Below are 11,573 nucleotides of genomic sequence, written 5' to 3'. Positions count from 1 at the left end.
GGGGGAGCACGGCGGCGACGGTGCCGCCTTCCACGCCCACATCACCGTAGAACCACGGATTGCCCGTGCCGTCGATGACCTTTGCATTGCGGAACAGAATATCAAACATGGGAATGTTCCCCCACATGCCGCGGGACCCCGCGGCGGCGTTAGAACGTGTGGTTCAGCCCGGCATCGAATGCCCGGACATTGAGATCCCGCACTTTGGGCGCGACCCGGTCGGCGATGACGGAGCGCCAGACGTCGGCGTCGCCCCCGACGAGCTGGGCCAGCCCGCCCATCATGACGCTGTTGAACACGCGGGCGTTGCCCATCTCCACGGCAAGGGGCGTTGCCGGGATCTGCCGCAGGCCCGCGCAGCGCTCGCGGATGGCGGCTCGGATGCCGTCCTCGTCGGGATAGTCGGCCTGCCCGGAGCTTACCGACACGGGGTCGATGCGCCAGTCGTTGGCGAGCACGACCGTATCCTTATTCGTATAGACGAGCCGCCGCAGGCCCTCCAGCCATTCGAAGCTCAGGTAATAGTCGGCGGTGCCCCGGTCGATCATGGGCGCGCGGACGTTTTCGCCCCAGATGATGTGGCTGACCACGGAGCCGCCGCGCACCGCGAGGCCGAGGATGTCGGATTTCTTGGCGTCGTGGCCGAGCCGGAGCCCTACTTCGGCGAGGATGTCGCTGGCGAGGATGGTACCCTGCCCGCCGACCCCGGTGATGAGGAAACGGATGGTCTTTTTCATGGGGATGCGCTCCTTAGGCTTGTTCGGGGCCGGAGATGGCGTGGACGGGACAGATCTGGGCGCAGATGCCGCAGCCGACGCAGGTCACAGGTTCGATGCGGGCCTTGCGCTTCCCTGTCTTGGGGTGCTTTTCGTCGGACAGCACCACGGAGGGGCAGCCGCTCTGGATGCACTTGCCGCAGGCGATGCACTTGTCCGCATCCACCACGCGGGCGGGCTTGGGGCTGCGGGAGACAAACACGCAGTCCCCGCGCGTGATGAGCACGGAAACCCCGTCGTAGGCGGTGCACTCTTCAAGCGCCTTGCGGACGGCGGCGAGATCGAAGGCATCTGCGGTGAGCACCTTTTCCACGCCGCAGGCGCGGCACAGCCCGGCGATGTCCACAGGCGCCACGGTGCCGAGGGACAGGGTCGCCTCGATGCCGGGGTTGTCCTGATGCCCGGTCATGGCGGTGGTGCGGTTGTCCATGATGATGACCGTGCCCTTGCCCTTGTTGTGGACCATGTTCAGCAGCGGCGCGACGCCCGCGTGGAAGAACGTGCCGTCTCCGATGGTGCACACGGCGGGTTCCGGCAGCCCGGAAAGGCCCATGCCGTGCAGCACGCCCACGCTCGCGCCCATGGCCCCCATGGTGTGCTGGGCGTTGAAGGGCGGCAGGGTGCCGAGGTTGTAGCAGCCGATGTCGCCCGCCACCGGCACCTTCATCTGGGAAAGGTTGTAGAACGTGGAGCGGTGCGGGCAGCCGGAACACAGCAGCGGGCTGCGGCTGGGGAGGGATTCGGACGTGTCGCTGAACGCGGGGGCCGTATCCTTGAGGATGCCCGCCCTGCGGCAGCTTTCGGCAATGTCCTCCGGAAGCAGTTCGCCGCAGATGGAGAAAATGTCCTTGCCGCGCGCTGGGATGCCCATAGCCCTGACCTGCTCCTCGATGAAGGGGTCAAGCTCCTCGACCACGATGACGTTGCGCACGCCGTCCGCGAATTCCCGGATCAGCTTTTTCGGCAGGGGGTAGCACATGCCGAGCTTGAGGATGGAGGCTTCGGGGAAGACCTGCTTTACGTATTCGTAGATGATGCCCCCGGCGATGAAGCCGTATTCGCGGTCGCCCCATTCGATGCGGTTGCCGGGCCACGTGTTGCTCCATTCCTCGATGTCCAGCAGGCGCTGTTCAAGGATGTAGTGCCGCTTGCGCGCCCACGTGCACATGGAATTGTACTTTTCGATGTTGCGGGGGAAGGGGCCGACCTCGCGCCCGTAGGCGCCGGGGGTGCCGAGCTCCACCACGGACTTGGAATGCGAGGTGCGCATGGTCGTGCGGATGACCACGGGCGTGTCGAAGCGTTCGCTCATGTCCACGGCTTCGATCATGAAATCCTTGCATTCCTGGCTGTCGCAGGGTTCCAGCATGGGGAACTTGCCGAGCTTGGCATAGTGGCGGTTGTCCTGCTCGTTCTGGGAGCTGAACAGGCCCGGATCGTCGGCGGTGACGACCACGAGCGCGGCTTCCGCGCCGGTGTAGGCGGTATAGAACAGCGAATCGGACATGACGTTCATGCCCACCTGTTTGGTGGTCACGAGCGAGCGGCGCCCGGAATAGGCCGCGCCCGCAGCGGCGTCCATCGCCACCTTCTCGTTTACCGACCATTCGGAGTATATTTCTTTGTACTTGCTGACGTTTTCAAGGATTTCCGAACTGGGTGTCCCCGGATAGCCGCAGGCGATCTCTATGCGCGCTTCCAGCGCGCCCCGTGCGAGGGCCTCGTTGCCGGACAGAAGTTTCTTCATCGGCTTTTCTCCATCAAGATTAGTCGGTTTCCCCGCAATGCCGTGCCGGAGCCACCTGCATCACGATGTCCACAATGCGTACGCCTTCCCCTTCCGGCAGCACCATGACCGGGTTCAGGTCGAGCGAAACGAGCCTGTCGCCCAGCGCGCAGCACATGGCTGCCACCCGGACGAGCACATCGGAGAGGGCTTCCACGTCGGACGCGGCGCGCCCCCGGAAGCCGGTAAGCAACTTGGCGGCCTTGAGCCTGCCGATCATGGCGCGGGCGCCTTCGGGGGAGAGCGGGGCCAGCTCAAGCGAAACGTCGCGCAGCAGCTCCACGAACACGCCGCCGAGCCCCACCATGACCGCCGATCCGAACCCGCCGTCACGGTTCACGCCGACGATGGTTTCCACCACGTCGCCGGATTTGCCGCCCGCGCTCCGTACCATGCCCTGCACGAGCATCCCCTCGCGCCGCGCGCCCGCATGGTGCTGGGCAAGGATGCCTTCAAGCTCGCGCCATGCCGCCGCGAATTCCGCGCCGGTGCGGAGGTTGAGCTTGACGAGGCCGGTCTCGGTCTTGTGCGCGATGTCGGGGGAGGCGGCTTTCAGGGCGACGGGATAGCCGATGCGCCCGGCTGCCGCCATGCCTTCCTCAAGAGAAACCGCAAGCTCCTCGTGATCTATGGCGATCCCGAAATGGCGCAGCAGGCGGGCGGAAAGCGCGTAGGGCAATACGCCCGAACTGGCGTCGAGTTCCGAAGCCAGTTCGGGGGGGAGTATGGAAGGAGTGGAGGAATCCTTCCGGGGGGAGGGAGATGCCGTTTTCGCCGCGCGCGCAGCGCACCAGTCTATCCAGCGCCGGATGGCGGGAATGCCCACGCCGCTGCCCTGCACCACGGGGACGTTGCCCTGTGCGAGGATATCGCTGATGACCGGATCGATGCCGCCGGAGATATTGGAAACGACGATAACCGGCTTGCCGGAGGCGGCGCGCACGGCGACGGCGGCGCGGGCCACGTCCGAGAACTGCTCCACCTGTTCGGGGGCCATGTTGCCGGGGATGTCCTGCGAGACGATGAGCGTTTCCACGTCCTCTTCGGCGGCGAGGATGCCGAGGCTGGCGGGGTAGGCCTCGCGCAGATCGCCGCTGCCCCACGCGTCGAGGGGGTTGGCGATGGGGGCGTAAGGCGGGAGCACCTTGCGGAGCCGTTCCTTCCCGGCCTCTGAAATGGGCGGGAAGATGAGGCCGCTGTCCGAGCATACGTCCGCCAACATGCCCATTTCGCCGCCGGAAACCGTGGCCATCCCCACCTTGGGCGAACCGGCGGAAAGGCCGCGCAGCCCGCTGAACAGGACGGCGGTTTCGAGCAGATCGTCGAGGGTGTTGACCCGCATGACGTTGGCACGGCGGAAAAAGGCGTCGAGTATCCGGTCGCTTCCCGCGATGGCCCCGGTATGGGTGGCCGCCACGCGGCAGGCAAGCTCTGAGCGCCCGACCTTGAGCGCGATGACGGGCTTGCCCTTTTCCGCGGCGCGGGAACACGCGGCGGCGAAGGCTTCCGGATCGCGGATGGTTTCGATGAACAGGGCGATCACATGCGTGGCGTCGTCGTCGGCCAGATAGTCCATGTAGTCGGCGAGCCCGAGGGCCGCCTCGTTGCCGGAGGAAATGAGGCGGGAGAAACCGGCCATGCGGTTGGCGTTGCCGAGCGCCAGCAGCACCGCGCCGCTCTGGGCGATGACGCCGATGTCGCCGGGGCGGAACGCCTGCGGGAGCGGGGCGCTGTACATGCAGGTCTTGTCGGTGATGTTGGCATAGCCCACGCAGTTCGGGCCGCAGAACAGCAGGCCGGACTCATGGCAGAAATCGTGGATGCGCCGCTGCATGGCCCGGCCTTCCCCGCCCGTTTCGGCAAAGCCGCTGGCAAAACCCCAGACCCCCTTGACGCCTGCGGCGTGCGCCTCCTCAAGCATGGGCAGCAGCGAACGGCTGCCCAGCAGCACGGCGGCGCAGTCCGCCGGGGCGGGGAGATCGCGCAGGGACGCGTAGCAGGGATATCCAAAAATCTCTTTATACTTTGGGTTGATGGGATACACCGTGCCCGTATAGCCGAGGCGCTGCATGTTCCTGAGGACGATGGAACCCGCCCCGCCGTTGGGGGATGCGCCGATCACCGCGATGGAGCGTGGCGTGAACAAGGGATCCAGTTTCCAGGGGGATTTTTTCACGGGAGACTCCTTTGTCCGGCAGTCGGGGGAGTGCCTTGCGGCGTTCTGGTTTGGGACACCGGCTGTTTTTTTATTGTTCACTATATGAACTAAAATTCATAATGCGAAAATATGAGGTTCGCCAAAAGAAGTCAAGCGGCAGGGGCGAAAAAGGGAAGCCTTGCCGAAAGATTTTTGCTTTTCCTTATCCACATGCAGGAAAAGCGTTTTTTGCCCGGAAGGCGGGATGTGGGCAGGCTGCCCGTTGCCGCCGCGCTTGGCGTGGGGGAAAGGCGGCCCGTCCTTCCGGCAGGCTATGCACCTCTGGAGGAAAGGCGGCTGTGGGGGGATTGAAGAAATGCGCCGTAAAATGTAATATTATTAAATAGATATGATCTTATATCGCCAATTTGATAGCGTGCGGTGCGGCTTTCCGGGCCCTCCGGCTTGGTGGGCACCTTTGCCGGCCTTTTGCATCCTGTGGGGTTTCGACACTTCACTGTGGGTATCTTTGAACGTCTGTTCTTGCCGACCTGTGGGGGCTTCCGGCAGCGGGCGGGCCATACCTTCCAAGGCGCTGTCCGCCGGAGACATTCCCGTCGGGGATGCCGCCGTACCGCCTCCCGGTGGCCTGTATGGAGCTTCATTCTGCCCCGCAGCGGAAGCCTTCCGTTGGCGGGGATGCCGCCATGCCCCGCTGTATTTTCCCATTGAAATTTCGTGATGGATACGGTGCCGCCCCTCTTGACATCACGTTAGGAACCAGTTTAGTTTTATATTACAAAATGAATTTCATATAGTGAACTAATAAATACCACGGCAAACACCAGCAAGCGGGCCTCCCCACGCCTTGGGAGTGCCCGCGCAAGGGACAAGGAAACGCGAAAGCGCCTCCATATGCGGTTGATGCAAGCCGGGAAGCCCCCTTGGTTTCCCGGTGCGAGAGAACCCTCAACAGAGGAGTCAGTATGAACCGGTTACATGTTCTTGTCTTGTTGGCTGCAATGGCCTGTACGGGGCTCGTGATGGGGACGGCGAAGGCCGAAGCCGCCGATTCCGGCAAGGAACTGCGTGCCGCGGTCAACGCCACGGCCCCGCCTTTCGCCTTCATGGAAAACGGGAAGCTGGTGGGCTTCGAGGTGGATCTCCATGCGGAAGTCGCCAAGCGCATGGGCAAACAGCTCGTGATGACGAACATCCCCTTCGCCGGGCTCGCCCCGGGGCTCCAGGCCAAAAAGTGGGATGCCGCCGGGAATACGTGGATCAACAAGGAACGCCTTGTCATGATGGACTTTTCCGATCCGTGGGTTGACGCCCAGCTCGCCTTCGTGACCCGGAAGAACGACGCCATCACCAGCCCGGAACAGCTCAAGGGCAAGACCGTGGGCGCCGAGGCGGGCACCGCCGAACAGCGCTGGCTTGACGCCAACCAGGAAAAGTACGGCCCGTACACCATCCGCACCTACGACCGCTCCATCGACATCCTCATGGATCTCATGAACAAGCGGCTCGACGCCTACCTGCGCGAACAGACCCGCGCCCTCTATCAGATCAAGAATTACCCCATGCTCGGCGTGGCCTTCCCCGTGGGCGACGTGTTCGTCCAGGGCGTGGCCTTCCGCAAGGGCGATCCCCTTCGCGACGAATACAATACGATCCTCAACGGCATGAAGCGGGACGGGACGCTCGCCGCCCTGTATGAAAAGTGGCTCGGCGCGAAGCCCGGCCCCGATTCCTCCACTGTGCACGTGTACACGACCCCCTGGCAGCCGAAATAACCTTTTTGGGGCGGCGTTTCTGCGCCGCCCTTCCCGGCGGAGGACGCAATGCAGGCAGAGAACACACACTCGCGGCAGAAGCGGCAACGGCTCTGGTATCAGCGTGACGGATTCCTGTGGGGGCTGGTGGCCGCCCTCATCGCGGCGGCGTGGGGCCTTCTCCCACCGGCGGGAACCTCGCTCGGCATCGGCGGCTGGCTCGGCATGGGCCTGTATATGCTGCTCGCCGCCGTCCCCATGATTGTGACCACAATGGACAAAAGGCGCCCGCAGGTGGCGGGGACGGCTGCCGCGCTCGGTTTCCTCGGCTTGCTCGGGCTGGTGTTTTACCGGTACTCCGGGGCACAGTGGGATATGCTCGGCATGATGTTCTTCAACAGGGAACTCATCGTCGAAACGTGGCCCATCCTGCTCGGCGGGCTTGAGAATACGCTGCTGATCTTTATCTGTTCGGCCGTGCTGTCCGTGACCATCGCGCCGATCATCGCGATCATCCGCACCCTGAACAACCCGATCTTCAACTGTGCCATCGACGCGTTCGTGGATGTGTTCCGCTCGCTGCCCATCCTCGTGCTGGTCATCTTCATCTACTATGCGCTGCCGTTCCTTGAAATCAACAGCACGCCCTTTGCGGCGGGCGTGTGCGGGCTTTTCCTCAGCGCGCTGGCCTTCATGATCGAATACTTCCGGGCCGGGATCGAATCCGTGAGCCGGGGGCATGTGGAGGCGGCCCGTTCCCTCGGGCTCGGCGTGATCCAGACCATGCGCTTCGTCATCCTGCCGCTTGCGATCCGCGTGGTGCTGCCGCCGCTCACGGGGCATCTGGTGGGGCTGCTCAAGGCCACGGCCTTCGTCTCCGTGGTGGGTATGCCCGAGCTGCTCAAGCGGGCCATGGAAATCGTGGAATGGAAGGCCAACCCGACCCCCCTCGTCACCATCACCATCATGTATCTGATACTGCTTCTGCCGCTCATGTACGGAAGCACGTTGCTCGAAAGGAGACTCGCGAGATGGACAACACCGCATCGTGCATGATCGAAGTCTGCGACCTGCATAAGCATTATAAGGATGTCCACGTCCTGCGCGGCATCAGCACCACTGTCGCCAAGGGTGAGGTCTGCGCGGTCATCGGCCCCTCGGGATCGGGCAAGAGCACGTTCCTGCGATGTCTGAACAGGCTGGAGGAAGCCAGCTCCGGGGAGATTTTCATCAACGCCCAGGAGATCACCGACCCCCACCTGAACCTCAACAAGATGCGCGAGAACATCGGCATGGTGTTTCAGGGGTTCAACCTGTTCCCGCACATGACCGCCATCCAGAACATCATGCTGGCTCCGGTCAACGTGCGCGGCCTCTCCCATAAGGAGGCCGAAGCGTACGGCATGGAACTGCTCTCCAGAGTCGGGCTCGCCGACAAGCACGCCTCCTACCCCGACATGCTTTCGGGCGGGCAGCAGCAGCGCGTGGCCATCGCCCGCGCGCTCGCCATGCGTCCCGAAGTCATGCTCTTCGACGAGCCGACCAGTGCCCTTGACCCGGAAATGATCGGGGAAGTCCTTGAAGTCATGATTGATCTGGCGAAACAGGGCATGACGATGGTGGTGGTGAGCCATGAAATGTCCTTTATCCGCGAAGTGGCGGATAAGGTGCTCGTGCTGGCCGACGGCGTGATCATCGAGGAAGGATCGCCGCAAGAGGTCTTCACCAACCCCCGGCACGAACGCTGCAGAAGTTTTCTCAGCAAGATCCTGTGAGGCCTGCCATGTCCAGAGATCCGCATCCGGCAGAGGCCGGAGGGGTTCCGCGTCCGCGCCGCCGCGCACGTATCGCCGGCCCCTGGTACCATTCGCCGAAAGCCGCCCTGTCCGGGCTTGCCGTCCTGATCGCGTGGGGGCTCCTCCTGCCCGGCGCGACGCCCGTGGGCGGCGGCATGAGCACGCTGGGGAGCCTTTCGCTGTTCGGCTATGCCCTCTTTTCCATCGTCGGCGGCATCGTCTTCCTGTCCAACAGGAACCTGGGGCGGGTGCTTTCCTCCTGCGCCGCCGTGGGGCTCCTCCTGCTCTGGGGCTGGCTCTTCGTCCGTTATTCCGGCGCGGACTGGTCGCGGCTGGCCTACGTGTTCTTCAATTTCGAGATCCTCGGCGAAAGCGGGATGAAGGCACTGGCGGGCGGGTTCATGACCACGCTTGAGGTGGGGATCATCGCCACGCTGTGCGCCTTCTGGCTCGGCGTTTTCCTGACCCTCGTGCGCTTCTTCGAGAACAAGGTCATGACCGGGTTCGTCAAGGTGTACGTGGATGTGTTCCGTGCCCTGCCCACCATCGTGCTGGTGTCCCTTATCCACTACGGCGCGCCGTTCATCGGCATCTACCTGCCGCTGATGGTATCCGGCATCCTGACCCTCACCCTGAACCACAGCGCGTTTTTCAGCGAAATCCTGCGTTCGGGCGTCAGCGCCGTGGGGCATGGGCAGCTTGAGGCGGCGCGCTCCCTCGGGCTCGGCACCTTCAAGACCTTCCGGCTCATCGTTTTCCCGCAGGCCTTCAAGACCGCCATGCCGCCGCTGACCGGGCAGTTCGTGGCGCTGCTCAAGGAAACCGTCATCTGTTCCGTGGTCGGCATCCCGGAACTGCTGCGCGAGGCGCTTGTGGTGCAGTCATGGACGGCCAACCCGACGCCGCTGATCATCGCCACCATCGGCTACCTGCTCCTGCTGGTGCCGCTGACCCGGCTCTCCCGCTACCTTGAGGTACGCATGTCCACCGTCCGCCAGGCCTGTTGACGGGGGCAGCGGGATTTCGTGAAAGGCGGCAGCCGCCGCGCAACAGGCAATACTGTGTGAACACAAGGAGTATACATGCAAGCATCCATTCAATCCCGGCTCGCCGGAGCCATGCGGGAGCAGGGTATGCGGAGCCTCCTGCTGGCCGATCCCGAAAATTTCGGGTACGTGGCCGGCCCCATGCTCCCCTATGTCAAACAGACCCCGGACAGGGCCGTCCTCGCCCTGTTCGAGCCCGGAACGGACGAGGCGGCCTGCACCTGCTGGCTGTATCCCGATCTGGCCCAGCCCGCCGAAGCGCAGCTTGCCAAGGAACCCTCCGCCGTCTGCGTGGCCGTGGCGGAAGATGCCGTGGGCGCGGATTGCCTTATCCGCCGCCTCAAGGAAAGCCGCCCCGATCTGGACGGCGTGGTCGGCGTTGATTTCAGCCAGACCGCCGCTTCCGTATTCGACGCCCTGCGCGCGGCCTTCCCCGGCTGCTCGTTCAAGGATGCGGGCCCCATGCTGCGCGGCCTGCGCCTTGTGAAGCTCCCCGAGGAAATCGACCGGATCGAAATGGCCTGCCGCCAGGTGGATACCGGCATCATCGGCGCGATCAACCACATGGAGGGCGCGCATTCGGGCAGCGCCTACCGCAAGGGCTTTTACACCGTGCCCGAATTCATCGAGCGGGTACGCATCCACGCCTATGAGGGCGGCACAAGCATGAGCGGCAACATGGCGGCGGTGGCTGGGGAAGCCATCGGCGCCAACTATATGCCGCAGCGCGGTTTCCTTCCCTCGGAAGGGCTCTGCCGGATCGAATATGCCTGCTGCCACGGCGGGTACTGGGGCGTCACCGCGCGCATGATCCACATAGGCGAGGACATGGACCCGCGCGTCCGCAGCGCCTGCGCCGACAACCTGAGCCTCAAAATGCTGGCGCTCGACATGCTCCGCCCCGGCGTTGCCTGTTCGGATATCCACGGCGCGGTGGTGAAGGAAGCCGCAAAGCGGGGCATCCCGCTTTCCAGCGCTTCCGGCATAGGCCACGGCGTCGGGCGCGGGGAGATCGAAAGGCCGTACCTCGCCGCCGACGATCCGACCGTGCTCTGCGAGAACATGGTCATCGCCCTTGATGTGGCGACATTGGGCCCGGAAGGGGAACTCCTCCGCTCCATCGACATCTATGCCGTGGAAAAGGATGGGCCGCGCCTCCTGAGCTGGCATCGGAACTGGGACATGCCCTACATGATCACAGGGTTCCGCAGCGCCCACTAAGGGAGCACGCGCCCGTGGAAGATCGAACCGCCATCCCCGCCCTCCCCGCAACAGGGAAAGGCACCGCTACACGACCGCCCGGCCGGGCGGGAATGGCCGGCTTCCGGCTTTTGATGCCGGGAAACGGCAAGCCATTGCCGACAGAGCCAAGGAGAAGAACTTGAATACGACCGTACTTGAAAAGATCCAGTCGGAACTGGAGCGCTCGGGCTGCGATGCGTTCCTTTTGTCCGGCGGGGACAACATGCGTTACGCGGCGCAGGTGCACCTCCCGTTCACGGACGAGCATCCGGGCCTCGCATTCGTCCTGTTCGCCAAAGGCAGGCTCCCCCTCGTCCTGAGCCCGTCCCTCTGGGCCAGAAGCTGGGAACGGGGCATCATTTCGGATGTCCGCGCCTATCCGGGAAGCCTTGATGCCACGCACGCCGCTGCGGAACTGGCGGCTTTCCTCCGCCCGCTGGGGCTGGCCTCCATAGGGCTGGACATGAACCGCGCCAGCGTGGCCCTGCGCGATGCCCTGGGCGAATGGGCGCTCACGGACATTTCCGCCGCGATCAGCGCCATACGCCAGATCAAGAGCGCAGAGGAGGCGGCTTTCCTTGAGGATCTCGCCTACCGCGCCGACCATGCCATCCTGGGGGCCGCCCATCACAGCCTCGCCTGTGACGCCCGTGCGGAAAAGGGGCAGGCGGAGCTCATCCGTATGCACGCCCTTGAACGGGGCTTTGAGGCCGTCGGCTACAACGGGATTTCCCAGTCCGCCACCGGAGCCCATGCCAAAGACTATTGGGCCGAGTCGCCCAAGTTCGGCATCGGGCAGGGCAAGAAGACGGCCCGCGACGAAATGAACCGCCTTGACCTTCAGGCGTCGCTGAACGGCTATTGGGCGTTCGGCTCGCGGCTCATGACGATGGGCTGGCCCCTGCCGGAACAGACGAAAGCGTATGAAGGGCTTGTCGCCATGCGCAAGGCCGCCCTCGCCGCCGTGCGGCCCGGCGCGACCTGCGCGGATCTCTACGCCGCCATGCTGGACGCG

Annotated in this window: 9 protein-coding genes; 6 read left to right on the top strand and 3 right to left on the bottom strand. The window is 64.1% G+C overall.

Going from position 1 to position 11,573, the window contains the following annotated elements; genetic code table 11:
- Positions 1-149: 149 nt before the first annotated feature.
- The 3 genes from HMPREF0178_RS18045 to HMPREF0178_RS18035 are packed head-to-tail and all read right to left on the bottom strand — an operon-like array spanning position 150 to position 4,738.
- Entirely contained in the window at positions 150-737 is a 588-nt protein-coding gene (locus tag HMPREF0178_RS18045) for an indolepyruvate oxidoreductase subunit beta (RefSeq protein ID WP_009369029.1), read from the bottom strand.
- 13 nt (positions 738-750) lie between these two features.
- The gene (locus tag HMPREF0178_RS18040) at positions 751-2,523 is read right to left on the bottom strand and encodes a thiamine pyrophosphate-dependent enzyme (protein ID WP_009369028.1); all 1,773 of its coding nucleotides are present in this window, start codon (positions 2,521-2,523) and stop codon (positions 751-753) included.
- Between the two features lie 19 nt (positions 2,524-2,542).
- The gene (locus HMPREF0178_RS18035) at positions 2,543-4,738 is read right to left on the bottom strand and encodes an acetate--CoA ligase family protein (RefSeq protein ID WP_009369027.1); all 2,196 of its coding nucleotides are present in this window, start codon (positions 4,736-4,738) and stop codon (positions 2,543-2,545) included.
- Positions 4,739-5,685: 947 nt separating this feature from the next.
- Between HMPREF0178_RS18035 and HMPREF0178_RS18025 the strand changes: the two genes are divergently transcribed.
- From HMPREF0178_RS18025 to HMPREF0178_RS21715, 6 genes are all read left to right on the top strand, one after another.
- Positions 5,686-6,495, top strand: coding sequence for an ABC transporter substrate-binding protein (locus HMPREF0178_RS18025; RefSeq protein ID WP_009369026.1), 810 nt, complete (start codon positions 5,686-5,688; stop codon positions 6,493-6,495).
- Positions 6,496-6,543: 48 nt separating this feature from the next.
- The gene (locus HMPREF0178_RS18020; protein WP_009369025.1) at positions 6,544-7,530 is read left to right on the top strand and encodes an amino acid ABC transporter permease; all 987 of its coding nucleotides are present in this window, start codon (positions 6,544-6,546) and stop codon (positions 7,528-7,530) included.
- Positions 7,506-8,249: an amino acid ABC transporter ATP-binding protein gene (locus HMPREF0178_RS18015; protein ID WP_009369024.1), complete on the top strand. Its 744-nt coding sequence runs from the start codon at positions 7,506-7,508 to the stop codon at positions 8,247-8,249. Before HMPREF0178_RS18020 ends, HMPREF0178_RS18015 begins: the two co-directional genes overlap by 25 nt.
- 8 nt (positions 8,250-8,257) lie before the next feature.
- A complete protein-coding gene (locus tag HMPREF0178_RS18010) occupies positions 8,258-9,277 on the top strand; it encodes an amino acid ABC transporter permease (RefSeq protein WP_005029957.1) in 1,020 nt (339 codons plus the stop codon).
- Positions 9,278-9,352: 75 nt separating this feature from the next.
- Entirely contained in the window at positions 9,353-10,537 is a 1,185-nt protein-coding gene (locus tag HMPREF0178_RS18005; protein ID WP_009369023.1) for a M24 family metallopeptidase, read from the top strand.
- Positions 10,538-10,697: 160 nt separating this feature from the next.
- Positions 10,698-11,573: Xaa-Pro peptidase family protein (locus HMPREF0178_RS21715; RefSeq protein ID WP_009369022.1), on the top strand; the 876-nt coding region annotated here is incomplete at its 3' end.

The organism is Bilophila sp. 4_1_30 (assembly GCF_000224655.1).
Lineage (GTDB): Bacteria > Desulfobacterota > Desulfovibrionia > Desulfovibrionales > Desulfovibrionaceae > Bilophila > Bilophila wadsworthia.
The sequence above is the reverse complement of the archived record's forward strand: the minus strand, read 5'-3'. Positions and strand labels throughout refer to the sequence as shown.

What these genes read in the sequence shown, in the direction of transcription:
- HMPREF0178_RS18010 (WP_005029957.1), top strand. Translation starts at nt 8,258, where the DNA reads ATGTCCAGAGATCCGCATCCGGCAGAGGCCGGAGGGGTTCCGCGTCCG.
- HMPREF0178_RS18040 (WP_009369028.1), bottom strand. Translation starts at nt 2,523, where the DNA reads ATGAAGAAACTTCTGTCCGGCAACGAGGCCCTCGCACGGGGCGCGCTG.
- HMPREF0178_RS18025 (WP_009369026.1), top strand. Translation starts at nt 5,686, where the DNA reads ATGAACCGGTTACATGTTCTTGTCTTGTTGGCTGCAATGGCCTGTACG.
- HMPREF0178_RS18015 (WP_009369024.1), top strand. Translation starts at nt 7,506, where the DNA reads ATGGACAACACCGCATCGTGCATGATCGAAGTCTGCGACCTGCATAAG.
- HMPREF0178_RS18020 (WP_009369025.1), top strand. Translation starts at nt 6,544, where the DNA reads ATGCAGGCAGAGAACACACACTCGCGGCAGAAGCGGCAACGGCTCTGG.
- HMPREF0178_RS18005 (WP_009369023.1), top strand. Translation starts at nt 9,353, where the DNA reads ATGCAAGCATCCATTCAATCCCGGCTCGCCGGAGCCATGCGGGAGCAG.
- HMPREF0178_RS18045 (WP_009369029.1), bottom strand. Translation starts at nt 737, where the DNA reads ATGAAAAAGACCATCCGTTTCCTCATCACCGGGGTCGGCGGGCAGGGT.